We start from the raw sequence: 25,452 nt of genomic DNA on the forward strand, positions 1-25,452 counted from the left end.
GGTTGGGGGTGGGGCCCGGCGGGGCGCGTGGTGTGTCCCGCCGGGCGGTGTGTCAGGTGTGGGTGGTGGCGAGGGCGGCCTGGGCGGCAGCACTGATCTGGGCTGCGGCCTGGGCGGGGTCGGTGAGTTGGAGGAGGGTGGTGCCGGGGCAGGGGGTGGGGTCGGGTTCGAAGGCGAGCCACAGGGCCGCGCAGCCGCTCGCGCGCAGGGCCTGGATGCGGGCGGTGGCGGCGGTGTGTTCGTCTTCGGCGTAGGCGCCGTCGGAGGCGATGACCACCAGGCGTCCGGCGCCCGGGCGGCTCAGGCCGAGGGCGGCGTCCAGGGCGTCGAGGGCTTCGGCGAGGTTGTGGCCGAAGCCGTTCGCGTGGAAGCGGGGCACCTGGGCGGGGGTGCGGCCGGGGGCGGTGATCGCGGTCAGGCAGCAGTCGTAGGCGATGGTCGCGGCGCGTGAGTCGGGGTCGCTCAGGGCGGTGGCGCGGGCCACGATCCAGGCTGCCGAGGCGATCGGGCCTTCGGCCTCGCCCATGGAGCCGGAGACGTCGACCGCGATGCCGACCCGCAGCGGCGGGGTCGGGGTGTGGTGGTGCACGGTCCGGGTGAACGGGGTCGCCGTCGGGGTGGCCCCGGCCGCCCTCTGGGCGTCGCGGGCCAGGGCCTGACGCATGTTCAGCCGTCCCGGCGGGGCCTGCGAGGCCACGGTCGTCTGGGTGCGTTCGCGATAGGAGGCGGCCCGCAGGCCCCGCGCCAGCCGTCCTGCGGCTGCCTTCTCCCCGGGTGTGGGTGTGCGGGTGCCGCGCAGCGGTGACCAGGCGGGCCCGTCGGGGTCGTGCGGGTCGAAGGGGCGGGCGCCGGGGGCGAAGATCTTCTTGGCCAACGCGGCCGAGGTGCGGGCGTGTTGGGCCTGGGACGTGCGGGCGCGGGTGCGGGCGCTCTGGGCGGCGCTCGCCTGCTCCCGGGCGCGGGTGGCGGCGTGTTCGGTGGCGTGTACGGCGTCGACGGACTGGCTGATCGCTTCGGCGAGTTCGGTGTCCGGGGCTGCCTGCGTCGGTGGGGTGGGGGCGGGGCGGTTGGGGTCGGCGGTGAGGGCCTGGCACCAGGCGCGGCCGTGGGCGAGCATCGCCTGTTCGTCGTCGTCGGCCGTGGTGTGGGCCGCCTGCCAGATGTCGGCGAGGGTGGCCAGGAGGTCGTGGCCGAGGCGGGCGGTGAGGAGGTGGGCGACCGGGTCGGTCTCCGTCTCGTCGAGGATGCCTGCGTCGCGGCGGGCGAGGAGGAGGCCAGCGGCGTGCGCGGCCTGCCACACATCACCTGCGGCCGGAGCCTGGGTGGTGAACTCGTCGAGGATGAGGGCGTGGACGGCGGCGCGCAGCCAGCGTCGGTCGTGCGGGCGGCGGGTGAGGTGTGCGGCCTCGGCGCGGGATTCCTCCAGGAGGGCGGAGGCGGCGTCCAGGGCGGTGCCGCGCAGGTGGGGTGGGGTGGTCCAGTGGGAGTGGGCGGCGTGGGCGGCTTCGTGGACGAAGGCGCCCCAGGCGGCCGGGTAGTTCTCCTCGTCGCCGGGTTCGAGGGGGTCGATGGTGTGTGCGGGGTGTGGGGCGAAGAGGGCGGCGTCGATTTCCAGGGCGGCCAGGGTGGGCATGAAGGCGGCCGGGGCGCCGGAGCGGGTGCCCGGTTCGCAGGTGACGATCACGTCGTCGCGGTCGGCGAGTTCGGGCAGCCGCTCGGTCAGCGCGGCCGAGATCCGCAGCCAGTGCCCGGCCTGCGCGCCGCGCCGGGGCAGGGCAGTCGGGCCGCCGTCGTCCTCCCAGCGGGCGGCGGCCAGTTCGTCGGCGGTGACGGCGGGCGGGGTGTGCTGGAGGTGACTGTTCAGGAGCGTCGTCGTTCCAGTCATGGTGTGTCATTCCCTTCCAGGGAGGGCGAGTTCAGGGGGGGGTGCGGGGCCGGGCGGTGCGGGGGTGCCCGGCCCCGGGCGGGGGTCAGAGTTGGCGGCCCAGGGCGAGGGCGGTGATGGGGCGGCCGATGGCCTTGGTGACGATCTCGGCGACCGTGTCCCGGTCTTCCGGGGGTGCGATGCCGACCAGGTTGGCGAAGGCGACATCGGCGCCGAGTACGTCGGCGATCTTCTGGAAGGCGATCAGTTCGCGTAGTTGCGGGGCCCAGCCGAGTTCGCCGCCCGCCTGCCGGGTGGCGATGTTGCGGGCGATCCGCACCGCCGTCGCGTTGATCTTCAGGGCTTTGGCGAGGTCGTAGTCGGAGGCCACCTGGATCTGCATGCTGAACCGTGAGGCGAGCGCCTCGGTGAGGACCGCGCCGTGCACGCCGGGGTTGTGTCCGGCGATCACGTAGAAGCCGTCGGCCGCCTCGATCGTCTCGCCCTTGTGCGCCTTGACCTGGATCTGGCGGCGCCCGTCCAGGGCCGGGTAGAGGGCGGCCAGGACCTTCGGGGAGATCAGGGTGGCGTCATCCAGGAGGAGGGCGCGGCCCTCGGTCATCGCGGTCACCAGGGGGCCGTAGATGAACTCGTAGCCGCCCGCCTCGGTTTGGGTGTACTCGCCGACCAGGTCACCGACCGTGGTGTCCCCATCGCCCGCCACCGTGATCAGGTCGGGGAAGGCCGCCTCGATCAGGGAGGTCTTGCCCGTGCCCGGCGGCCCGTACAACAACACCGGGACGCTCGCCTCGCGCAGACGCTGCAGCGCCTCGACATCGGGCAGATTCTCCAACGCCCGGGGGTGATACGTCTGCCCATTCGGGCGGGTGATCGGGGCCGGGCGCCCGCCCGGCCCCGGTACGGGCGCGGTGGCGGGGCGCGGGCGGGGCACCGCCGCCGAGGCCGGGGTGGGGTTGGAGGTCGGCTGGGCGGCGGCCCCGGTGGTCGAAGTGGCCCGGTAGGTACGGGGTTTGTGGCCGACCCGTTCGGCCTCGCCCCGGGTGACCAGCGTCTCGCAGGCGTTGCCGACCGCTCCCCCGGAATGCCCCAACTGTTTGGCCAGCTCGGTGACCGTGTAGCGGCCCTGCGGGCTCACGGCCAGGATTGCGGCCACCCGGGCGCGCAGTTGACCGGGGCGGGCCTTGCCCGACCCGGTGGGCAACAGGGCGGCGGCCGGGGCGGGTTGAGGCGGGGGCGGGGTGGGTGTGGCCATGGCGAAGCCTTCCTCTCACTGGGTAAAGGAGAAAATCGGTGGGGGTTCCTGCCACCCGCCGCACCGTCGTGGTGGCGGCCGGTTCGGGCATGGGGGTGCCGTGGCACCGGCCTCATGCGGTCTCGGTGCGGGGTCTGGCTCAGGGGGGTGCCGCGCTCGGGCGGCGGTCGAACGGCTGGGGCCGGGCGGGACAATCGTCTAGGCCGGTTACCCCTTTCCCTGAATTCGGCTACCCGTTCGGAAATTCCCCCGCCGGGCTGCTTTCGCATTTCCCGTTCCCGCCTTTTCGGGGACAATTTAAATATAGCTCGACTCCGGCCCGACCTGAAGCGGGACTCCGGCTTGATAATGCTGGAATTCTCGTGAATTCACGACCGGAATTCCGGGGAATTCGGGAGGCGGCGACGCTTTGCGTCGTGCGCGGCGCACGGGGCGACCGATTACCAGGCGGCCTGCGGGCGCCGGCAAACCCATGATTCGAGCACGCGTCCGAACCACCAGCCCGGCACGGCGGCCCGGCACGGCGGCCCGGCACGGCGGCCCGGCACGGCGGCCCGGCACGGCGGCCCGGCACGGCGGCCCGGCACGGCGGCACCTGCGGCTCCGCCTCGTGCCGCCTCCAGGCCTCCCAGGCATCCCAGGCCTCCTGAGGCCAGGCAAGCAGGGGCCGGCAGGACGGAGAGCAGGCAGAGGATGAGAAGAAAAACAGGGGGGAGATAGAGGGAAGAGAGCGGAGAGCTGTGAGGAGGTCAGCAGAGATAGCGAGATGTGAAATGCGAGCCGGGGAGGGCGGCATGTAGTAGATCGGGATGCTTTTCTGCACCGATATACAGTCGCCCTCGCCACCTGGCGGCTCTTAGGCCACCTGACCTGCTCTTTAACCATCCGCAGGGGCGTCGCATCCAAGCGCGAACACAGACATGACAGGGGAAACGACACCGGACTCGACGGGGCAAGCGCCATCGAGCCAGCAGTCGCCGGATCGTGCCGATCATGGCATCGCGACCTGCGCTTTTGTGCTTTATCGCGGCTGACGCAACGCAGGAGTAAGAAGGGCCTGGGTGGCGGCAGCCGGTTCGAGGCCAAGCTCAGCGAGGCGTCGCTGCAAGCGGGCGTAGGTGCTGCGTGCGGCGTCGTGGTGTCCGGCCTGCTGATACAGGCGCATGGTGTGCTGGGTCAGCTGCTCATGTTCAGGGTGGAGCGTTCCCAGGCGCTCCAGGAGAGCCAGCACCGTGTCGCGGGCGTCCGAGTCACCCACATGTTCCGTCTGGTGCGCCAGGCGGAGGACGGCGTCGGCGGCCTGGGCCGTCGCGTGTTCACGGATGGTGTCGGCCCACAGGTAGTCGCAGCCTTGGGCGAACGGCCCGCGGTAATGCACCAACGCCTGGCTTACGACGTCGAGACGGGTGGAGTACTCCTCACCCTCCTCGTCCGCGGAAAGTGAGCGCCGGGCCGGCCTTCGAAGGAGTTCGGTGAAGTCCGCCAGATCCGTTTCTACCAGTTGCGGGTGGAGTTTGTGGACTTCACCTTGCAGGAGGACGAATTCCTGCCCATCGATTCCCGTGGCGGGGCGCAGAGAACGCCGGACAGCGCGGCGCAGGTTCTTCAGCGCGTTTTGTTCGGTGCCGTCGGCAAGGTGGAGCTTCTCCGCGATATCCGAGGCGAGGAGCCCTGCCGGGTGGGCGGCGAGCAGGGCTAGAAATTCGTGGACTTCGCTGCGCAGGTTGGCACCGATGGGGTCGGGATTTCCGTGCGCGTGCAGTGTGATGGGGCCGAGTACGTTCAGGCGTACCGGCTTGTGTTGGGCCTCGCGGTGGTGCACAGCGTTCGGATGCTCAGCGGCAACGTGGGGAGGGCGGGCGTCGCGGGCGGGCGGGGTTCTCTGCGCGGCCGGGTTCTCTTCCTGGTCGGCGACAGTTCGTGTGGGCTGGTGGCCGGTCGCGCGTGGGTGGGGTCGCTGGCCGTGGGCACCGAGGAGGACGTCGACCATGTCCCTGCCGGCATCCGGAGTGAGGTGGAAGAGTCGCAGGGGACCCGGACCTTGGCCGGCCGCAGTGTCGGTTGTGCCGTCGGGATCGACGTGCCACCGGCTCGCGCCGGGCAGTGCAGTATCCAGGGTGAACACCATCAGGGCGTCCGGCCTGCTCTGGGCGGCCAGAGTTCGCAGTTGTCCGGTGTGGGCGGCGTCGGGGGTGGCGAGCAGGACCAGTGTTCCGGGACGGCCAAAGTCACCTGCGTCGAGCACCAGGCTCCCGGACGAGGTGGAGGCCGCGGATTCGACCGGAGGTGCGTCCGTGTTCTCCAGGTACTCGTGACGGCCGTGGGTGATCAGGTGTTGTTCGGCGAGACGGACAGCATGGGTGAGGTCACGGCCCTGAGTCAGCGCGGTGAATTGAGTCGGCAATCCGGGCAGCAGGAGCTCGGCGAGCGGCTGCGGGACAACAGCCGTGACATGGGGGCGTCCTGGACGGCAACGTTCGGCGGCGGTGAGGATGCCTACCAACAGGGCACGGGCGGCAGCCTCTGCGCCCGGCCCGAGAAGGGCAACTCCTCCCGCCGCAGCGAGCTCGGCCAGTCCGACTTCGACTTCGTCGCGAAGGCCGATGGTCACCGTGCCTGGTGCGCGTGGAGGCCGGGGCGGAGTACGACGAGTAATCAGGGCTTCGGGATCGTCTTGGCGCACGGGCAAGGAGGCCTCGTGCGCTGCCTGAGCGGCCAATTCGACAAACGGGCTCAGGCTGGCCTCCTCGTCCTCTTGGTCAGGTTGGCGTCGCCGCGCTTGATGCAGGCGCCACGCATGGCGTGCCATCAACAGCCCGGCCGCTGCTGTGATGCCGATCAGCCCGGCCTCTCCGAGTCCGATCTGGGCGGACCTTGACTCTGTCTCCGGGTTGGCACCGTCGCGCCTATGCTCCGGGGAGTCCTCGCGTCCCGCATGCCGCTCGCTCTCATCGCCGTCGCCGCCGACGTCCTTCGGTGGCTCATGCGGGGCAGCAGACTCAGGGGGAGCTGCCGATCCAGGCGCGTCCGAATCGGGAGCAGGCGCAGAGGGGGCAGCCGAGGCCCGTGGAACGGGGATGGTCAGCCGCCAGCCCGGCATGATTCTGTCTGGATCACCGAGCCGACCGCCGTCCGGCTGGATGTGGTGCTTGCTGAGCGCATAGATGCGTGGCCACTTACATCCGTCGCCGAGGCGCGCGTGCGCGATCTCCCACAGTGTGTCCCCGCTTTCCACCACGTACTCGACATGCCGAACCTCCATGGACTCGGTCACCGCGCGCGGAATCACGACCCCAGTGCCACCGGCCGTGCCCTTCTGGACAAGCGGCTGTCGACCGGCCGACGAAACCTGATGGTCCTGGCCCGGATTCACAGGCCCCGTCGCGACCGTTGCCGGCCTCATCTCCCCTGTCGTGACGGGCTGTTGCGCCGTTGACACCTGAGGACGCCAGAGGCTCAGCAGGGCCACCACGAGGGCGCCGACGCACACCGCAGCCAGCGACTCCTTGAGAGACAGTGTGGCGACGTGCGCATCGTGGGCCCGACGGTCGCGCAGCAGCTCCGGAAGATGTGCGGCGTACCAGATGGTTTCCCGGACCGCGGACAACGCGAAGCCTGCCCAGGCCACCCAGCCGACCACCGCCAGCAGGTCGACCATCAGGGGGTCGCTGATCGGTTGCATCAGCCGGTCGGCCAACTCGCTCCACGAGGCGACTGCGTCCGGCCACGGGACGCCTGCGGCGCGCCACAGGACATAGGGGAAACCCGCGAGCAGGACGAGAACGACAGCAGCCGACCCGAGTGCGGTGGCCGCCGCGGCCAGCCGACAGCGCAGTCCAACGGGGTGGCCCATGGTGGTGCCCCTTCTCGTGGCGCGCATCGGCGAGGCGATATGGCGGTGAACGGTCCTTACGAGGTGGCACGTTCGGCATGAGCTGTGCCGCTCGCATGCACCGTGAGGGTTGTGACGCCGATCAGCTGGAGGATCTGGGTTCTCTGGTGGTGGGTGACGTGCACGGTGACCGAATCGCCGTGCACGCCGGCCGTCCCCGCGTCGCCGGTGGAGGAGACGTGCGCGCGGGCAGCTCGAACCGCCTGTGCACGCAGGAGGCGAACATCGGCACCGTGCGTACGGCGCAGGTGACCGACGTCGATCTGCTGGGCGCCGGTGCGCGCGGCTTCCTGCGCGACGTCCAAGGCCTGGGCCTTGCCCGCCAATGCCAAACCACCGTCGACGACGATCCCGGCGAACAGCCACAGCGCGGCGAAGACGCCGACGACGAATGCGGTCACCTGTCCGCGGTCGTCTCCGGCTGCCACGAGAGCCCGTACGGTCCGCAGACGGCCCGAGAATAAGTTCATGGCAGGCTCCGGTAAGTGTCGACGACGGAGTACGCGGTGCCCTCCACCTGCACCCGGCCGGGCAGGCCCGTTCCCGTGAGGCGGCCGAGATCGGCTGTGCAGGACACGTGCGCAGTCACGGTGGCGCCGGGCGCGAGGTGGCCGGTGGCGAGGCGGACACGCGGCTGGGTGCAGGCCGCTCCAGCCTCGCGCAGGGCCTGGCTCGCGGCGCGGTCGGCTGAGCCGCGCGCGACAGTATCGGTGCGGGCCAGAGAGGCCGCGCGAGCCGCCTGGTGGGCGGCATCGGACACCACAAGACGGGCATCGACAAGCAACCCGACCGCCACCACTACCAGCATTACCAGCACCAACAGCGGTGCGACCAGAACGAGTTCCACTGCGGCCGAGCCGCGGTCCCGCCCGTAGCGGCTGCCTCGGGTCGGCCCAATCATGGCTGAGCTCCGGTCGGGAAGGTGACCTTCTCGGTGGCGCCGGCGGCCGTACCCGAAGCGTGCAGATGGAGGCCGGGCACCACCGCGATCACAGATCCGTCCACCCGCACGGTCGTGTACGCCGAGGTGCGCGCAACCTGGACGGACGGTCCGGTCAGCACCCGGCCACCCAACGCGGCCAGGCTACGTCGGGCCTGCGCACTGCCGTCTGCGGCGCTGCCGTCCTCCACGCGAGCAGCGGCCAGGCCCCGTTGCGCGGCGTACTGGGCGATGTGCCGGGCGTGCCACGTGAGGGCGAGCTGCACGATGAGCAGGGCGAGAACGAGGAGTGCTGGGGTGACGAGCACTAGTTGGGTAGAGGCGGACCCGCGGTCCTCGCGCAGTCGGCGCCTCAGCGTGGTCACGACTCAACTCCCAAGGTCGATGCCGTTGGCCTTCGCGGTGACCTTGGCGACGATGATGCCGACCACGGTCAGGCCCAGAATGGCCAGGAGCGCGGTGACGATGATCGTCTCCGTGGTGTATCCGGCGTCCCCACGTTCCTTGATCTGGTGACGCAAGTCGTCGAAGCGGGTACTCAGAAGGCTGGCCAGTGTGTCGAGTCGAGCCATCGCAATCACTGCTTTCGTTGTTCTCGTCGGAATCTCGTGAGTTCTCGTGGTCACGTGCGAATCAGTGCCAGATCCCGCGCCGTGATAGCGGCCGGGCTCGGGGTGCGGGCGCGGGTGTTACCCGAGGGCAGTGACGTGAGCGAGTGCCGGGTAGCCGATGAGCAGCAGAAACGCGGCGAACAGGCCGACCACCGGCACCGACATCCGCTCGGTCGCCGCTTGTGCCTGGCCGTCGGCTTCCGAAATGCGGTGCCGGCGCATGGCGCGGGCCTTGGCCGCGAGCGAGGCACGGATCTTGGCACCTTCGCTGCCCGCAAGGTTCAGCGTGGAGGCGAGTTCACTCAGGTCGGACACGCCCAACTGTCTTCCCAGGTCGCCGATATGAGGCCATGGGCTGGTGCGGGTGAGTCGGGCCACGTTCAACGCGTGCCGCAGCTTGGCCGCGGCCCATCCCTGCGGCGTTTCCACTGCCTGGGCCAGGGCCTGGTGGATACCTGCACCACCAGCGAGCGCGATCACGGTGAGGTCGAGAACCAGGCTGAGGGCGTGCCGCATCTCGCGGCGTCGGCGTACCGCTTGCTGACGGATGCTCAGGTCGGGGACGAAGAACAGGAGCGCCGCCAGGACGAGCGAACCGGCCATCGGCGTCCACCAGCCCGTCTCGATCCCTGCGCCCAGCCGCACCAGGGCAGCGACGGCCCACGGCGCCGCGAGCCCCGCCACCGCGCAGACAGCCTTGCCCGCCAGGTGCTGTTCCTCGTCCGTCCCGCACACAGCCAGGTCCCGGCGCAGCGAAGGCGTGGGGAACCCCAGCGCTCGCACCAACGGCACGGCGCGCCGGCCCAGGCGCGTCGCCCACTCTGCTTCATCAGGCTCTCCGCGGGGCGGAGGCACCCACAACTGTGGCACTTCGACCGAGGCGACGACGTCGGCGAGCCTCGGATACGCGGTACGCGCGCCGTAGGCCAAAGCGACCATGCCCGCCCCGAACAGTGCCCCCAGCAACATGACGATCATCGGAGTCCCCCCTGTCCCGCGCCCGCAGCCCCTACCGGCTCTTTGCCCCGGCCTCCGGAGGAGGCGCCGGGTGCGATGAGTCGGACGGGTTCGTCGATTCGGCTGATCACTGTGAGGTAGGTGAAGCTGGCGGCGAACAGCACGCCCACGACCGCGAGGACGATCTGCCCGGTGAGGGTGTTGAACGGGTCCAGGTAGGGGCGGTTGAGGACCACCAGGCCCACCGCCATACCCACGGTGACTCCGACCGTGACCCGCACCCCGGTCCGGATGCTCGCCCGTCCGGCGTCCACACGCTGCCGCATCGCGACCTGTTCACGCACCGAGTCGGCCAACTCCCCGAGCAGAGGGCCAAGTTTGCTGGCCTGCTGCTCCGCTGCCATCACCAGCGCCGCGACCACCACGTCGGCCAGCGGATCGTCGACCTGCTCGGCGAACTCCCGCAGCGCCTGCGCCAGCGGCCGCCCGGAGCGAACTGTGGCGGCCAGTTCCCCGAGATCCGCTTCCAACGCGGCCGGCGCGATATCCGCAGTGGCCAGCACCGCCTGCTCCAGACCGGCAGCGGCAGAGAGGGTGTCACGCAGCATCTCCGTCCACAACGCGAGCGCCTCCATACGCTCGGTGCGCCGCGCCGCCGCCCTGTCAGGGCCCAGCAAGCCGGGCAGTGTGAGCATGGCGACCGTCGTCAGCACCGCCGCTACCGGCCACGTGGTCAGGACGCCCGCCAAGGCCCCGGCCGTCACACACATCACGACACGGCGTGCAGTCCAGTTGTCCGGCAGCCTCCCGGCCAACCGACGCCACAGACCGGCGCCGCCCTCTCGCTCCTCATGCCGTACGACCCCGTAGGCAATCGCGATCATGCCGAGGCCGAACAGAGCGCCGAGCCCCAGGCCGACCCCAGTGACCGGTAGAGCCTTTCCCAGGTCTGTGTTCATGCCGGCCCCCACCTACGTGCCGCTGCAGCCCCCGCATCCCAGCCCACCGCGACCAGATCGCCAGCGGTTTCGGTGCGCAGCGGAGCACCAGGCGCCGCACGGCCACCCGGACCGGACCGGTAGACCTCGTTCGAGACGACCTGCGGCCCGTCCGCGTCGATCACCTCACGCACCGAGTCGACCACCCGGCAGCCTGACGCGTCCCAGCCCAGGTGCACGACGAAGTGCACCGCCGAGGCCACCAGCAGGTTTGTCGCCTCCAAAGTGAGCCGTTCCGGCGACTGGGCCGCGTACGAGGCGAACTTGGTGAACACGCCGCGCGAGGTCGAGGCGTGAATGGTGGACAGTGAGCCGTCGTTGCCCTGCGACATGGCATTGCACATCGGGATGACCTCTGCACCACGGATCTCGCCGACGATGACCCGGTCCGGGGACATTCGCAGCCCCCAGCGCACCAGTTCCGCCTGGTCGATGCCGCCCTGCCCCTCGATGTTCGGCTCGCGGGCCTGCATGGCCACCACGTTCGGATGTGCCACCACGTCCGTGTCCAGGCCGAGTTCGAAGGTGTCCTCGATCGTCACCAGCCGTTCTTCGCTGGGAATCTCACTGGCCAGGGCTCTCAGCACTGTGGTCTTGCCGACGTTGGTGCCGCCGCCGACCACGATGTTCTTCCGTGCCCGCACCAGCGCGCCCAGCAGATCAGCCATCTCCACGTCGCAGACGCCGAGGCGTACGAGCTCGCGGAGCGATGTCGCCGGAAAGCGGTGTCTACGGATCGTCAGTGACACCCGCCCCGTCACCGCCATCACGGCGAACAATCGTGATCCGTCCGGCAGTTGCAGGTTCAGCCGGGGCATGCCCCGATCGAAGCGGCGTTCCTCTCCGCCGGCGTGCGCAGCTAGGGTGCGCACCAACTCCACCAGTTCGGCGTCCGAAAACGCCACCGGCGCCTCACGACGCCAGCGTCCGGCGGAATCCTTGACCCAGACCACATCACAGCCGTTGACGCAGATGTTCTCCAAATCCTTGTCGGACAACAGTCGTTGAAGGCCACCGGTCCCGAACAGGGCATCCTTCACCGCCTGCGCACAGCGCTCCTCCACCCGGACGTGCATCACCGGGCTGCCCTGCCCCAGCGCGGCGCGGCGCTGCGCGGCGAGTTCCTCCGCCAGTAGCCGTTCCACCGTGATCAGGCGCGCGGCCTCGTCCTCCGGTTCCAGTCCGGCCCGCTCGCGTTCACCCGCATAGGCCTCCAGGCGAGCCACCACCCGCTGCTGCACCACCGCGACCAGCGCGCTCTCCTCCCCACCGAGTACGAGACCGGCGGACACCCCCAGGTCAGTCACGACCCACTCCCCTCTCCCGATACCTCGACCAGCCCGGCCCGCGTCCAACAAGCCGCGCCCCTGGCGCCGCTCTCGACGCCGTTGCCCTGCGCTCGCTCGCCGACCTGCGCTGCCAGGCCCTGCGCTCCGATCAAGCGACGCGCGAGATCACCGGCAGCGGCCAACAGCGCGGGCACCCGAAATCCCTCAGCTCGAAGCCGAGCCCGGCCCGCCCCGCCGAGAGCGGCCACGCTGCGCCCGTCCCACGGCCACAACACCACCCGCGGCATGGCCAGCACGTCGGCGATCTCTCCTGCCGGGTACCGGCACGGCCCCACCACCACCAGCGCGAACCGTCCGACATACATGTCCAGGTCCAGTCCGCACGTGGCCACCTGAGTCAGGGCCGCCGGCGATCCCCGTGTCACCAGCACCACCTGGTCCGCCGCTTCCAGCAACGGCACTACGTCCTCGCTGATCCGGCCCACGTCGACCAGGACAGTGCCGGTATCGCCCGCCTCGCCGCGCAGCACCCGCTGTCCGTCTTTGCTGGCGAGCACCCGCACGGCACCCACGCACGGTGCCCGCCCAGGAACGGAGGCCACCACGCGTACGCCGAAGGGCAGTTCGCTCACGGCACCCAATAGAGAACCGGGCTCCTCCTGACGGGCCGAGGCAGCCACGTCGAGCAATGAAGGCGTCGCCGGCAACCCGAACCGGATCATGAGCTCGCCACCGGAGCGATCCGCCTCGACCACCACCGGCCGCACCCCACCGTCCGCCGCCACCGGCCATGCCGCAGCCAGCGCCAGCGCGCTGGTCGTCACGCCCGGCGCCCCGGTCATCGACCCGACCACCACAATCCGTCGACTCACGGGGCCTCACGCCCCTGAACCGACAGCACGACCACCCGAGGGCGCTCCAACTGCGCGGCCCGGTTCGCGGCGGCGGTCTCCACAAGCACGCTCACCACCCGAGGCCCACCCGCGGACTCGGCCGCGCGCACCCCGGTCACCGTGCCCACCACGCTGGAAGCGCCCTTCGCGTCGTCACCGTCATCCGTCCCTCCGGAGGCATCCGGCCCCGCGACCAGAGCGACCCTGTCCCCTCGCGTGACGTCCGGAGGCGCCCCACCCGCTTCCACCGCGACCGCCACCTGCGAGAGCCCCTTTGGGGGAAACTCGGAACGCTCCCCTACCTGCCCTGAAGACAGCAACGCGCCTTTGGTCAGCGGGATTTGAGCTCGCTTCCCCAGCACCGTGCCCCGATGCGCGAGGGGCACCACGCCCGTCTCAGCCGCAACCTCCACGATCCGCAGATCCGTCGGCCTGATCACATGCCCCGCCGGAACATCCCGCGCAAGCATCAGTACGTCCGTCCGCCCTCCGATCTCGGACACGATCAGCGCGAAGCCGACGGCCGAGACTGCCACCGCACCGATCCCGGCCCACAGCCACCCCAGCCGACGGCGTCCACCTCCCGCCACGGCTGGTTGACTTGCCGGCCCCGCACCTCGCGCCCGTGGCACACCGCGTCGAGCACTCTGTTGAACTGAAGAAGGCATGGAGGTACCCACGATTCACCTCACGATCAAGGAAGTTCCCGCCGAATATCGGCCGGCCCACCTCGCAGCGGGCCATGCCGTCACACCAGGGCGTCAGCTTGTGACGACACCCTGAACCTCGTCCACGACCACCTCCCGGTGCGCGTCCATGACGAGCCCCGGCACCGTTCCGCCTTGCCCACCCCCGTGCCAGGTCACGTCCCAGACAACCCGCACGGACAGCACGAACGCAGGCCCCGGTACGGACGCCCGCTCATAGACATGACCGCAGTCCGGCGACGGCGACTTCGGCGCGTACGCCTCCGAGTACGCGGTCCCCGACCCGGCACACTCCACGCGCGCCCCGTCTCCCATGGACCACACTGTCCGCCGCGGCCGAGCGGTCGCCGTGACCGTCAGCCCCTCCACAGAAGCCGAGGCTTTGATCGGTTTCCACTGCTTGTGCTCCACCCACATCCATGTCGGCACATGAACGATCTGAACGAAGCTCTCATCCGGGCTGGTACGAATCTCCGGGTGAGGCAACTTCAGTTTGCTGACCGCCTGTTGGACGACAACTTCAATCGGGACGGCATCTTCCTCACCCCCCGGCTTCGCCTCGGCCTCGGCGTCGGGATCGGCGTCACCGGCGTCGAACTGCGGCAGTACGCACAGTCCACCGGGGCTGTACTCGCATCCCGACGATTCGACAGTCGGCGTTCCAGCAGGAGCCCCGCCCTTGGGCTGCCTTGTGTAGTCCCTGCTCGATGATCGTCCAACATCCGCCGAACCCGGAGCACGGCGAGCCCCCGTCGGCTGTTTCGGTTGCGTCTTCCGCACGCTCTTGGCCTTCGGTGCGCACTCGCCATGTGCGCACGGAGCCTCCGCAAAGTAGTCGGTCTCGTCACCCGCCACCGCAGCTCCGGGCATGGCCACAATCGCCGCTCCGGTGAAGACCATCACCACGACTCCCACTGCGACGCGGTGCGCGGTCAACACGATCCCGCCTTGTACAGGTAGAAGCGCGAAACCCGCCAGTTCCCGGACACCTTCTCGACCGTGGCGTCCGCCTTGCGGTGGCTGCCCGGGATGTCATCCTTCAACCGGCCGTCGAGGCGGTACTGCAACCAGCGCGTGCCGTCCACGCAGTCGCGCAACGTCACCTTGTCCCCGGTCGCCTCGACTACCTCCGGGGCCAACCGGACACGTCCCTTGCCGACGACCCCCTCGGCCTTCGCCTTCTTCAGCCCGTACTTCATGAGTGCAATGGCGTCGCCGCGTGCGTGGTCATTGAGCAGTGAAGAGGAAGCGTCCGAGGTCTCCGAAGCGACGTTCAGGTCGTGCCACATGGCCCGATAGGCGGCCACCGCCTCACTGCCCCGAACCGGGCTCGCACTGGTGGCGCCTCCAGCAGACGCTGGAGCCCCCTTCTCGGCCTCCGGCAGACGGCGCACCTTTGCCGTGCCATCCGAGCAACCGACCAACAGAGCACCAGCCGCCGCCACTCCCACCCCAGCCAGCAGCGTTCTCGTCCACAGACGAACCATGTTCGCTCAACCCCCCAGTTACACCACGCGTCCGGCGCAAGACATACAGCCGTGGGAAGCGACTGGAGTTGGTCAGCGCTCCACTCAGCAACCACGACACGGAGCGTGATAGTCCGCCCGTGGGCTTGACAGTCCTCCGCTTGAGGACCGGCCGTACGAGGAAAGCGGAACCTGTAGCTCGAACGAGGTACAGCCCCCATCCGGCACGACAACTTCCGCCCCACCTGCCACCAGGAAGAAGCCGCTGACCTGGCCACGGGCTGCTCGGCGCGGGCACCACGAGGCACCCCAACTCCCTTACGGATAGCAGGGAATGGCCATCCAACAGCACTTACCGGAGTCCGTCTGCCGGGCTCCCCAACAGCCGCCGCTCAACTCGTCAACAATCCGCAACCCCCGCCCACGCTCGGCAAGAATTTCACTGATCGCGTCGAGCCCTCCGCCACGCCCTTCCTCACAAGGTGCGAAGAGCTCGCCAAGGGGCTGGGTCACGCGCAGTCGCGGTAGGCATTGGCTGGTGTCGTGGACTTCACAAAGGACGTCACCACCAGCGCGGCGCAGATTGAGTGTGTAGGGCCCGGTGGCATGCTCCACCGCATTCGCGATCAACTCGCCCACAGCGAGAGTGACATCGTCGGCGGGTTCCCCGATGATATTCATCTCCGTGAGCGCGGCCTGGAGGGCGCGGCGGGCATCGCTCGGCGCATGGCTATCGCCGTCGCTCCACGAGTGGAGGGTCACGGTGGCGTCGTGCGGCGGCGCGCTCATCGCGCCCCACCCCACGGGAGGATGCGCCGAGCGCGACGGTGGCGTCCACCGCCGGATGCGAGCGTGTCGTGCAGGGCGCTGCTGAGGTAGCCGATCGAGGCCGAGCCAGCGCAGAGGAGAAGGGTGCCGGCGAGCGGCAGGGACAGCAACACGGAGTACCTCCGGTGATCGCGTCAGCGGGTTCCGCACCCATGGGGCCATCGCTCGCGGCAAGAGCGGAAGCCCTGGTCAGAGAGTTGATCGCGATTGTCGGAGTGGTGCGTGATGCTGTCCGGAGTCCCTCCCCGTGCGTCGCTGTGCGCTGCTCGGACTCGCCCACTGGCCGACCCGACTACGGAGCTCCTCATCGTGTCGTGTTCGATGGACTGCAGCCCTGCGTGGGACAACTCCGCGATGGCGGCGCGACCTTCGGGCACAGCTGATGCAGGTCGATGGCGGCGCCGGCGCCGGTGGCGCTGAACACGTCCCGCTGCTCGAGCTGTTGGTCCGGCGCGACGGGCCGCTGACAGCACCAGCACAGGCGCGGGTAACCCCTCAGCTGTCGGGCCTTCCCCACGGCGAGTCGTAGCGCCCGGTGTTCTTCGCATCGAGCGGGTTCGTCGACACACTGCTCGCACGTCTGAATGTGGTCGATGAGGTTGCGGTACCGGATGGCACTGTCGGCGCACTGCGTGCAGACCCGAGGGAACCAGCGCCGCCCCTCGCTCACCCGCTCTGGCAACGCCACGGACGTGGCCGTCGTCAACACGACGCCACAGCACACGCACATGCGCCCGCACACCTGCGCTTCGGAGAGCGACCGGAACGCAGGGACCATCACGGGTGGCGCGTCGGCCACGCCGGCGACCGCCTCCTCGGGGGCGGGGGTTTCTGCGCTGTTCGATGCACGTCTCGTGGTCACAGTCGGATGATGGTTGCGCACGGTGAGAGGCAACCAGGCCGCGCCGTGGCCATGCGTGGCCACGTGGCGGCCATGGCCAGGAACGAGCGGAATGAGCCTGCAGACTGTACGTATGGCCCGTAACGATGCACTGAGAGCAGCACGGCTGCGTGTGGGATGGCGGACCGTCGAGCAGGCCGCAGCCCGGCTCACCGAGCATGGCCAACAGCTGCTTGAAGACCGGCAGTTCACCGTGTCGGCGCGTACCTGGCGACGGTGGGAGGGCGGGCGACCGGGCTGGCCGGCCGCGGAGACCGCCGTCGTCCTGCATGACGCACTTGGGCGGTGGCCGGAAGATCTCGGGTTCACGACGCCGCCCGGCTGGATCCGGCCCGAACAGCACGGAGAGGACCAGGTGAAGCGCCGCGCATTCGTCTCCGTCACGGCGGCCGCACTGATCGCCGGACCGGTTACGCCCCAGCATGTCGACCCCGCCCTGATCGACTACTTTCAGGAGCAGTTGGAAGGGCACTATCGGGCCGACATGCTGCTCGGCCCGCATGATCTGATCGGCACCGTGTCCGCGCAGTACCAGCTCATCGACAAGCTGGTGCGCTCGGCCAAAGGCGATACCCGAAGCGGGCTGCTGCGGGTAGGCGCAGCGTATGCCGCGCTCGTGGGCTGGCTCTATCAGGATGCCGGGGACATGCAGGGCGCCTCGTTCTGGCGCGGAGTGACGCAGGAGATAGCGGTGCGTTCCCGAGACCCGCATCTGATCGGCTACAGCCTCGTCAACCAGGCCCAGGTGCGTACCGACCTGGGCGATGGGCCCGCGGTCATCGATCTGTGCGAGGCGGCATTGGAAGACCAGCACCGCCTCATGCCGAAGGTCCACATCATGGCACTGCAGCAGCAGGCACACGGCGCGAGCCTGACCCGGGACCGCAGCACGGTCGACCGCCTCCTCGACACAGCCGACCACCTGCTTTCCCGCGTCGACGACGACCTGCCGTGGGGCAACGCCTGTAAACGCACACCGGGTTACCTCGAGGTGCAGCGGGCCACCTGCTACGGACGTCTCGGACTCGGCCGGGAAGCGGCAACGCTGTGGTCACAGGTCCTTGATGCCGTCCCGCAGACCGCGCGGCGAGACCGCGGGGTCTATCTGGCACGCCAGGCGACCGTTGCCGCCGGTTCCGGGGACCCAGACCAGGCCGTGCACATCGCCCGCACTGTTGCCGACATCGCCGTGGAGACACGATCAGCCCGGATGCGCCGGGAGTTGGGCGCCCTACAGCGCGCGATGCGGCCGTGGCAGGATGCACCGGTCGGCCAGGACCTGGCGGAGGTCCTGGCACCTGTGAACGAGGAGAGCTGAAGCGTGGCCGACAACCCGGTGCCGCTGACCGAGGATGAGATCGTGATCGCGCTCGACGCCCTGCCCGGCTGGAAGCGCGTCGGTGACGAAATCACCCGCACCTTCGGGATCCGTTACCACGGCGGTGTCGCATTGATCGTGCACGTAGCCGACGTCGAGCGGCTGATCGGCCACCACGCCGACATCGACCTCCGATGGGGAATCGTCCGGTTCGCGATCACCACACACGACGCCGGCCACCGCCTGACCGCCGCCGACTTCGACCTGGCGAAGCGAATCGACGCCATCGCCACAGCCCACGACGCAGAGCCCCTCGATTCCTGACCTCTGTGCCACCGCACACCGTCTGCGCGGAGCCCGCAGACCCCATTAGGGCAGGCCGGGCTGAACCATCGCGAGCGCGCTCCCTCCGTCCGCGCCCCACTGGATTCGGGTCCCGCGTCCGCGACTGACTGGCGCCACGGTGGCGGTCACCTCAGAGATCGGCGGCATCGGCCCGGCCAGGGTTGGTCGTAGAGCGCGCGAGAGCGCCTCACAGCACCCGCTCCACAGACATGTGCTCCCCCTCAACCATCGACGAGCACCGCAGATCCCCCGACGTCCGCCCGTGGCGCCCCACCGCGTTCAACATCTCGTGACAGCCTGCATCGAGATCTGCTCCCCACGGGACAAGGGGACACGCTCCACCGGATATGGGGTCGTCAACTCTCCGGCCCCATAACCGAATTCCAGTTATGGGTTCACCCGGGCGACCCCATAACCACAACAAGGCAATGTGACCTGCACCACACCGTCAACCCGCGTCCTCGATGGGGACACCATCGGGAACGCCGGTGGGAGCCGAAACGGGCGCCACGTTGACGCGGTGACCCCTTGACCGCCGATTTGGGAGCACGTGGGAGCAAGCCCTCTCCCAGCCACCCCGGAACACGAGAAAGGGGCCGTTCGAAAACGGCCCCTCATCTGCGACGTTCGATCGTTCGAACTGTCGGGACGACAGGATTTGAACCTGCGACCCCTTGACCCCCAGTCAAGTGCGCTACCAAGCTGCGCCACGTCCCGATGTCCACTGCCTCCGGCCCGGTGTTATCCGGCCCATCCGGCGGCGACAAGAAGAACAATACCCCAAGCTCAGGGGTGGTTTGAAACCGGATCCGCGGGGCGTGGGCGGCTGAGCGAGAATCGGCGTATGAGCACTTCACGCGAGGATGACCGGGATCGGGACGAAGAGGGGCGGGCTCGTAATGCCCGGCCCCGTGATGGGCTCGGGCGGCCGCTCCCCCATGGTGCGGCCGGCGTCGACCGGCAGCCCGAAGGGGTCGTGCGGACCGCCGCGCAGAGCGTCGCGGAGGCGCAGGCGCTGCTCGAATCCGGGCGGCCCTTCCATGCGCACGAGGTGTTCGAGGACGCGTGGAAGTCGGGGCCCGAGAGTGAGCGCGGGCTGTGGCGGGCCCTCGCGCAGACCGCCGTCGGGCTGACGCACGCGGCGCGCGGCAACGCAACCGGAGGCGCCCGGCTGCTGCGGCGCGGAGCGGACGGGCTCGTGGAGTGGCAGGGCGAGGGGCAGGGCGTCGCCCCGGCCGGGCTCGACACGGCGGGGCTGGTGCGGTGGGCGCAGGAGCTGGCCGGTGAGGTGGAGCGGAGTGCCGAAGCCGTGGATGCCGCCGCCGTCGCCCCGCGCCTGACCTGACGCGGGGCGCCGGGCACGCACGTCCTTCGTCCGACACGGGCGCCGGGTGCTGGGCGCGCAGGTCCCCTGTACGACACAGAGCGCTGGGCGCGCGTGCCCCCGTCCGTCGCGCGGTGCCCCGGCGCGGACGTCTCCCGTCCGACCCGGGGCGCCCGGCGCGCACACCCCCATCCCACGCGGCAAGCGCATGTCACCGGTCCGGCCCCCACCCACATGCGCCGCCCTGGCCCCGATGTGACGCTGCGAGGGTGACGACCACCGAAGAAGCCGCAGCCCCGCCCCCGGCCGCAGAGGCCGCGCCTCCGGTCCTCGACAAGCGCCGTCGCAATGTCGTCTTCGGGACGATCATGCTCGGCATGCTGCTCGCCGCCCTGGACCAGACGATCGTCGGTACGGCCCTGCCGACGATCGTGTCGGATCTGGGCGGCGCGGCGCACATGTCGTGGGTCGTGACGGCGTATCTGCTCGCGGAGACCGTCGCCACCGTCCTCGTCGGCAAGTTCGGCGACATGTTCGGGCGCAAGATCGTCTTCCAGCTCTCGGCGATCATCTTCATCACCGGCTCGTTCCTGTGCGGCCTCTCCACGAACATGTCGCTGCTCATCGCCTGGCGCGCGCTGCAGGGCATCGGCGCCGGCGGTCTGATGGTGACGGCGATGGCGCTCATCGCGGATGTCATCCCGCTGCGCGAGCGCGGCAAGTACCAGGGCGCGATCGGCGCCGTCTTCGGTGTGTCGACCGTCATCGGGCCGCTGCTCGGCGGGCTGTTCACGGACCACCTGACGTGGCGTTGGGCGTTCTACGTCAACGTACCGATCGCGATCATCGTCGTCATCGCCGCCGCCCGGACGATCCCCGTGGTGAAGTCGGCGGCGAAGCCGATCATCGACTATCTCGGCATCGCGCTCGTCGCGGTCGGGGCGAGCGCCCTGATTCTTGCGACCAGTTGGGGCGGCAACGAGTACGCGTGGGGTTCCGGCGTCATCATCGGGCTCTTCGTCGGCGGCATCGTCGCGCTCGGGCTGTTCTGCTGGGTGGAGACGCGGGCCAAGCAACCGATGCTGCCGATGCATCTGTTCCGCAACCCGGTGTTCACGGTCTGCTCGATCCTCAGCTTCATCGTGGGCTTCGCGATGCTCGGCGCGATGACGTTCCTGCCGACGTATCTGCAGTACGTGGACGGGGACTCGGCCACCATCTCGGGTGTACGCACCTTGCCCATGGTGATCGGTCTGTTGATCGCGTCAATCTTCTCCGGCAATGTTGTCAGCAAGACCGGAAAGTATCGGATCTTTCCGATCGTGGGCGCCCTTGTGATGGCGCTCGGGCTGTATTTGCTTTCCCTGATGGACAGTTCGACCAGTGCGTGGCTCGAGTCCGTGTACATGTTCGTGCTGGGACTCGGTATCGGTCTGTGCATGCAGGTGTTGACCATCGCCGTCCAGAACACCGTCGAGTATGCGGAGTTGGGTACCGCGACCTCCGGTGTCACGTTCTTCCGTACGCTGGGCAGCTCGTTCGGCACCGCCGTGTTCGGCACCATCTACGCCAACAGCCTGGAGCCGAATCTGAAGCAGGGGGTGGCGGACGCGGCGCGGGCGGGCACCGGGATCTCGCCGGAAGCCCTCGCGAAGGCCGCGCAGAGTCCGCAGGGGCTGCACGGCCTGCCGGAAGCGGCGCGCGAGCCGATCGTCAACGGGTACGCGGATTCGCTGCACACGGTGTTCCTGTGCACGGTGCCGGTGGCGCTCATCGGGTTCCTGGTGGCGCTGTTCCTCAAGCAGGTGCAGTTGCGCGACACCGCGCGCGCGGGTTCCTCGGACATGGGCGAGGGCTTCGCGCAGCCGTCGTCGGGCGATTCCTCGCACGTGCTGGAACGGGCCGTGGCGAACCTGGTAAAGGAGACGAACCTCAACACCGCGCGGCAGATCCTGGAGAAGTCCGAGACCCGGCTCGACATCGCGGGCGCCTGGGCCGTGATGCAGGTGGACTTCTTCACGCGGATGGTCGGGCACGCGAGCCTCGGGATGATCGCGGCGCGCCGCAGGGTGCCGCCGGAGGTGCTGGTACCGGTGTTCCAGCGGATGGTCGACGAGGGCTATCTGACGCGTACGGGCTCGTACTTCTCGCACACCGAGGCGGGGCACCGGGAGTCGGAGGTCATCAACAGCGCCTGGGGCGACTGGCTGAGCCAGAAGGTCGAGGCCGATGTCGGCCGCCCCGCGGACGCGGAGCTGCGGATGGCGGTCGACTCGATCGCGAAGCGGCTGCTCGCCGAGGACATGGCGCAGGGGCTGACCAGCCAGTCGGGTTCGGAGCGGGCCCTGGTCCCCATGTAGGACCGGTACGGGGTCGGCAGCGGCCTTCAGTTCAGCAGGAGTTGGAGGCCGCCCCGCACGGTCGACACCCGACACCGTCGACCTTCAGTTCAGCAGAAGCTGGAGGCCGCCCAACACCGTCGCCGCGATGACCAGTTGCTCGAAGAGTCGCTGGTTGATCCGGTTCACGCACGCCCTGCCGATGATGGCGCCCGGCACCACGAAGAGGCAGAGCGCGGCGTCCAGGAGCAGCGAGCGGCCGTCGATGAGGCCGAGGCCCACGCTGAACGGCACCTTGGCGGAGTTCACGATGAGGAAGAACCACGCGGAGGTGCCGAGGAAGCCGAGCTTCTTGAAGCCCGCCGACAGCAGGTACATGGACATCACGGGGCCGCCCGCGTTGGCCACCATGGTGGTGAAGCCGCCGAGCACCCCGTACGAGCCCGCCTTGACGCGTGCCGCGCGGGTCTGCGTCGCCTCGGTGTCGGCAGCGGCGGCGGCCGCCTGTTTGCGGCGCCAGAGGGTTACGCCCGCCATGACGAGCAGGATCGCGCCGATCGACATCCGTACGGCCCCGTCCCCCGCGAAGCCGAGGAAGACCGTGCCGAGGACCACGCCCGCGCCGACGGCGGGGAACAGCCGCCACAGGGTGGGCCAGTGGGCGTGCCGCCGGTAGGTGAGCACGGCGAGGATGTCGCCGCAGATCAGGATGGGGAGCAGTACCCCGGTGGAGGCGCGCGCGGGCAGGATCGCGGCGAAGACCGCGAGGCTGACCGTATTGGCGCCGCTGACGGCCGTCTTGGAGAAACCCACCACCATGGCCGCGGCGGCCAAGGCGGAGAACTCCCAGGGGGTTATCCCGAATATGTCGTGCATGGCGAGGACAGATGCTAGACGCAACTACCTGCCCGGCGTCAGGGGCGCCGCATGGTGATACGGGTTACGTTCCACCGGTCCCGTAGGCCCGCATGCACCGCGTCCGGCCCTCCGGGCGGCGCGAACTCGGCCTTGTGTCCTGGCCAATTGGGGACGAGTCTCCCTCCATGACCCCGCTGGCAGAAGTGCTGCCCGAGTCGACGCTGCACGATCTGATCGGCCTGCTGGTCAGGCTGGTCGAGACCGCGGGCGCGCTGATCATCTTCATCGGCGCCGCATGGGCCTTCGCACAGTTCGTCCGGGCAGGTGTGCGCAGGCGCGGCAAGGAGGCGGAGTTCAGCCGGATCAGGCTCGGCCTGGGCCGGTTCCTCGTCCTGGGCCTGGAGTTCCAGCTCGCAGGTGACGTGCTGCGCACAGCGGTCGCACCGAGTTTCGCCGAGATCGGCCAGCTGGCAGCCATCGCGGCCATCCGTACGGCGCTGAACTACTTCCTCGGACGCGAGATCGCCCAGGAGCGGGCCGAGATCGAACAGGGCCGCTCGGCGCCCGCGCCCGGCGCCGAGGAACGGCCGACATGAGTGAGTGGCTGCCGCGGGCGGCCGTGCTGGTCTGCGCGTTCGGTCTCTTCGCCGCAGCAGCGGCCTGGCGCCTGACGCACACGGTGCGTCAGGCGCTGGTCGTGCTGCTCGACTTCCTGACCGCCGCCGCCCTCATCCGGCTGGCCGACCGGCCGTCATGGGACACCATCACCCTGACGGCAGTGGCGATCGTGCTGCGCAGAATCCTCTGACCAGCCGCCGGTCACGGCTGCCACGGTTCCGGTCGGGTCGGGCCGCCCGTCCTCAACCCGCGTACGTCTCCCGCAGCTCGCGCTTGAGGACCTTCATGCTTGGGCCGAGCGGCAGCTGGTCGGTGAACTCCACGCGGCGCGGGTACTTGTGCTTGCCCAGGTGTTCCTTGGACCACGTGGTGAGTTCAGCGGCGTCGAGCGTGGTGTCGGGCTTGAGGACGGCGACAGCGCAGACCTCCTCGCCGTGCACGTCGTCGGGCAGGCCGATGACGGCGACGTGGTCGATGGCGGGGTGGCGCATCAGCACCTCCTCGACCTCGCGCGGGTAGACGTTGTAGCCGCCGCGGATGATGACGTCCTTCTTGCGGTCGACGATCCGCAGGTAGCCCTCCTCGTCCTTGGTGCCGAGGTCACCGGTGCGGAACCAGCCGTCGACGAGGGCCTTCTCGGTCTCTTCGGGCCGGCCGAGGTAGCCGGAGAAGACGCAGTGGCCGCGGACGACGATCTCGCCGAGTTCGCCGGTGGGCAGCAGCTCGATGCGGTCGTCGAGTTCGGCGCGGGCGACCTCGACGTCGACGCCCCAGATGGAGTGGCCGATGGTGCCCGCCTTCGCGCCGTACCAGGGCTGGTTGACGGAGGCGACGGGCGAGGTCTCGCTCAGCCCGTAACCCTCGTGGACGGGGGCGCCGAAGAGTTCCTGGAAGCGTTCGAGGACCGCGACGGGCAGCGAGGCGCCGCCGGATACTGCGACGCGCAGGCGCGGCAGTTCGGCCCCCTGCTCGAGCGCCTGCGCGGCCGCCGTGAGCAGGTGCACGTACATGGTGGGCACGCCCTGGAAGACGGTGACGTGCTCGCGGACCATCAGCTCGACGGCCTTGGCGGCGTCGAAGCGCGGCATCAGGACGAGCGTCTTGCCTGCGCGCCACACGGCGTGCATGGAGGCGGTCTGGCCGAAGGCGTGGAAGAGGGGCAGGGCGCCGAGGACGATGTCGTCGGGGCTGTGCTCGTTGCAGTCGAAGGCCTCGACGGTCGCGTTCATGACGAGGTTGAGGTGGCTGAGCACGGCGCCCTTGGGGACGCCGGTGGTGCCGCTCGTGTAGAAGACGACGGCCGCGTCGTCGGCGTCGCGGGTGGCGTACGTGGCGAGGGGCTCGGCGTCCTGAGTGAGCTTCTCCAGCTCGCCGTCGGCGCCGAGGGCGACGGTGCGGATGCCGACGGCGTCCGCGGCGGCCTCGCCCGTCTTGGCCTGCGCCGGGTGGCACAGCAGGAGCGTCGAGTCGCTGTCCTTGAGGACGTGCTCGACCTCGTGCGCCGACAGGAGCAGGTGGACAGGGACGACGGTGGCGCCGGCCGCGATGGCCGCGTAGTAGGCGCGCGGGAACTCGGCGGTGTTGGGCGCCATGAGGGCGATCTTGTCGCCGGGGCGGACGCCGAGCTCGGCGAGGGCGGCGGCCTGCTTGCGGACCTGGAGCCACAGCTCGGCGAAGGTGCTGCGCAGCTCGCCCGCGACGAGGGCTGTCTTGTCGGGGTACCGGCGGGCGTTGTCGGCGAGGATCGCGGCGAGCGAGAGGGTGGCCATCGGGTAGCGCTCCGTTCCGTACTGACTGCTGGTTCGGCGGTGGACCAGGTCGGGAGGGTTCCGTAGCAGTAAATTAGCGCCGCTAGTTTTGTCCTCCTGGGGGACTCTACGCCTCGGACCCGACCGGGCGGTATGTGCCCTGGGTCACTTCCGGATCTCAGGGCTGGCCCTGATGTCCTGACAGGTCGGCCCGCCTATGGTTGAGGTCCGGCACCGCTCCGCGGACGACGTACGGGGGAGCACGGGGGCTACGGGGGTGGCG

Annotated in this window: 23 protein-coding genes and 1 tRNA gene; 6 read left to right on the plus strand and 18 right to left on the minus strand. The window is 69.7% G+C overall.

The window, feature by feature from the left end; genetic code table 11:
- Positions 1–52: 52 nt before the first annotated feature.
- From OHA73_RS05790 to OHA73_RS05860, 15 genes are all read right to left on the minus strand, one after another.
- Entirely contained in the window at positions 53–1,885 is a 1,833-nt protein-coding gene (locus OHA73_RS05790; protein ID WP_267071836.1) for a hypothetical protein, read from the minus strand.
- Between the two features lie 85 nt (positions 1,886–1,970).
- Complete coding sequence (locus tag OHA73_RS05795) at positions 1,971–3,038, minus strand: AAA family ATPase (RefSeq protein WP_443063200.1); 1,068 nt, start codon at positions 3,036–3,038, stop codon at positions 1,971–1,973.
- Positions 3,039–4,158: 1,120 nt separating this feature from the next.
- Positions 4,159–6,990 carry a BTAD domain-containing putative transcriptional regulator gene (locus tag OHA73_RS05800; protein ID WP_267071834.1) on the minus strand — a complete coding sequence of 944 codons (2,832 nt, stop codon included), beginning with the start codon at positions 6,988–6,990 and terminating at the stop codon, positions 4,159–4,161.
- 56 nt (positions 6,991–7,046) lie between these two features.
- Positions 7,047–7,499 (minus strand): pilus assembly protein TadG-related protein, encoded by a 453-nt coding sequence (locus OHA73_RS05805; protein WP_267071833.1) that lies wholly within the window; start codon positions 7,497–7,499, stop codon positions 7,047–7,049.
- Positions 7,496–7,930 (minus strand): TadE/TadG family type IV pilus assembly protein, encoded by a 435-nt coding sequence (locus OHA73_RS05810; RefSeq protein WP_323187299.1) that lies wholly within the window; start codon positions 7,928–7,930, stop codon positions 7,496–7,498. Before OHA73_RS05810 ends, OHA73_RS05805 begins: the two co-directional genes overlap by 4 nt.
- On the minus strand, positions 7,927–8,334 hold the full coding sequence (locus OHA73_RS05815; RefSeq protein WP_267071832.1) for a TadE/TadG family type IV pilus assembly protein: 408 nt from the start codon (positions 8,332–8,334) through the stop codon (positions 7,927–7,929). The genes OHA73_RS05810 and OHA73_RS05815 overlap by 4 nt, the downstream gene beginning before the upstream one ends.
- Before the next feature lie 3 nt (positions 8,335–8,337).
- Positions 8,338–8,541 carry a hypothetical protein gene (locus tag OHA73_RS05820; protein WP_267071831.1) on the minus strand — a complete coding sequence of 68 codons (204 nt, stop codon included), beginning with the start codon at positions 8,539–8,541 and terminating at the stop codon, positions 8,338–8,340.
- 117 nt (positions 8,542–8,658) lie between these two features.
- Positions 8,659–9,558, minus strand: coding sequence for a type II secretion system F family protein (locus tag OHA73_RS05825; protein WP_267071830.1), 900 nt, complete (start codon positions 9,556–9,558; stop codon positions 8,659–8,661).
- Positions 9,555–10,496 carry a type II secretion system F family protein gene (locus tag OHA73_RS05830; RefSeq protein WP_267071829.1) on the minus strand — a complete coding sequence of 314 codons (942 nt, stop codon included), beginning with the start codon at positions 10,494–10,496 and terminating at the stop codon, positions 9,555–9,557. Before OHA73_RS05830 ends, OHA73_RS05825 begins: the two co-directional genes overlap by 4 nt.
- Positions 10,493–11,842 (minus strand): CpaF family protein, encoded by a 1,350-nt coding sequence (locus OHA73_RS05835; protein WP_267071828.1) that lies wholly within the window; start codon positions 11,840–11,842, stop codon positions 10,493–10,495. The genes OHA73_RS05830 and OHA73_RS05835 overlap by 4 nt, the downstream gene beginning before the upstream one ends.
- Positions 11,839–12,648, minus strand: a complete 810-nt coding sequence (locus OHA73_RS05840) for a MinD/ParA family ATP-binding protein (RefSeq protein ID WP_267071827.1) — start codon at positions 12,646–12,648, stop codon at positions 11,839–11,841. Before OHA73_RS05840 ends, OHA73_RS05835 begins: the two co-directional genes overlap by 4 nt.
- A gap of 44 nt (positions 12,649–12,692) precedes the next feature.
- Entirely contained in the window at positions 12,693–13,253 is a 561-nt protein-coding gene (locus OHA73_RS05845) for an SAF domain-containing protein (RefSeq protein ID WP_267071826.1), read from the minus strand.
- A gap of 225 nt (positions 13,254–13,478) precedes the next feature.
- A complete protein-coding gene (locus OHA73_RS05850; RefSeq protein ID WP_327654386.1) occupies positions 13,479–14,363 on the minus strand; it encodes a hypothetical protein in 885 nt (294 codons plus the stop codon).
- Positions 14,357–14,911 (minus strand): hypothetical protein, encoded by a 555-nt coding sequence (locus OHA73_RS05855; protein ID WP_267071824.1) that lies wholly within the window; start codon positions 14,909–14,911, stop codon positions 14,357–14,359. The genes OHA73_RS05850 and OHA73_RS05855 overlap by 7 nt, the downstream gene beginning before the upstream one ends.
- 297 nt (positions 14,912–15,208) lie before the next feature.
- On the minus strand, positions 15,209–15,679 hold the full coding sequence (locus OHA73_RS05860) for an ATP-binding protein (protein ID WP_267071823.1): 471 nt from the start codon (positions 15,677–15,679) through the stop codon (positions 15,209–15,211).
- A 1,013-nt stretch (positions 15,680–16,692) separates the two neighbouring features.
- On the opposite strand from OHA73_RS05860, the gene OHA73_RS05865 reads away from it, so the two are divergent.
- Positions 16,693–17,937 carry a Twin-arginine translocation pathway signal gene (locus OHA73_RS05865; RefSeq protein WP_267071822.1) on the plus strand — a complete coding sequence of 415 codons (1,245 nt, stop codon included), beginning with the start codon at positions 16,693–16,695 and terminating at the stop codon, positions 17,935–17,937.
- Positions 17,938–17,940: 3 nt separating this feature from the next.
- Entirely contained in the window at positions 17,941–18,261 is a 321-nt protein-coding gene (locus OHA73_RS05870; RefSeq protein WP_267071821.1) for a 4a-hydroxytetrahydrobiopterin dehydratase, read from the plus strand.
- Positions 18,262–18,925: 664 nt separating this feature from the next.
- Here OHA73_RS05870 and OHA73_RS05875 read toward each other — a convergent pair.
- Positions 18,926–18,999: transfer RNA gene (locus OHA73_RS05875), tRNA-Pro, on the minus strand.
- A 127-nt stretch (positions 19,000–19,126) separates the two neighbouring features.
- On the opposite strand from OHA73_RS05875, the gene OHA73_RS05880 reads away from it, so the two are divergent.
- Both OHA73_RS05880 and OHA73_RS05885 read left to right on the plus strand, forming a co-directional pair.
- Positions 19,127–19,627: a DUF309 domain-containing protein gene (locus OHA73_RS05880; protein WP_327654387.1), complete on the plus strand. Its 501-nt coding sequence runs from the start codon at positions 19,127–19,129 to the stop codon at positions 19,625–19,627.
- Between the two features lie 248 nt (positions 19,628–19,875).
- A complete protein-coding gene (locus tag OHA73_RS05885) occupies positions 19,876–21,966 on the plus strand; it encodes an MDR family MFS transporter (protein WP_327654388.1) in 2,091 nt (696 codons plus the stop codon).
- 84 nt (positions 21,967–22,050) lie between these two features.
- On the opposite strand, the gene OHA73_RS05890 is transcribed toward OHA73_RS05885, so the two are convergent.
- Positions 22,051–22,821, minus strand: coding sequence for a sulfite exporter TauE/SafE family protein (locus OHA73_RS05890; protein ID WP_327654389.1), 771 nt, complete (start codon positions 22,819–22,821; stop codon positions 22,051–22,053).
- Between the two features lie 167 nt (positions 22,822–22,988).
- On the opposite strand from OHA73_RS05890, the gene OHA73_RS05895 reads away from it, so the two are divergent.
- Both OHA73_RS05895 and OHA73_RS05900 read left to right on the plus strand, forming a co-directional pair.
- Entirely contained in the window at positions 22,989–23,399 is a 411-nt protein-coding gene (locus OHA73_RS05895) for a DUF1622 domain-containing protein (RefSeq protein WP_267071817.1), read from the plus strand.
- Positions 23,396–23,611, plus strand: coding sequence for a hypothetical protein (locus tag OHA73_RS05900; protein ID WP_266716686.1), 216 nt, complete (start codon positions 23,396–23,398; stop codon positions 23,609–23,611). Before OHA73_RS05895 ends, OHA73_RS05900 begins: the two co-directional genes overlap by 4 nt.
- A 52-nt stretch (positions 23,612–23,663) precedes the next feature.
- Here OHA73_RS05900 and OHA73_RS05905 read toward each other — a convergent pair whose 3' ends face one another.
- Positions 23,664–25,190 carry a long-chain-fatty-acid--CoA ligase gene (locus tag OHA73_RS05905; RefSeq protein WP_267071816.1) on the minus strand — a complete coding sequence of 509 codons (1,527 nt, stop codon included), beginning with the start codon at positions 25,188–25,190 and terminating at the stop codon, positions 23,664–23,666.
- Positions 25,191–25,452: the final 262 nt, after the last annotated feature.

Source organism: Streptomyces sp. NBC_00483 (genome assembly GCF_036013745.1).
Lineage (GTDB): Bacteria > Actinomycetota > Actinomycetes > Streptomycetales > Streptomycetaceae > Streptomyces.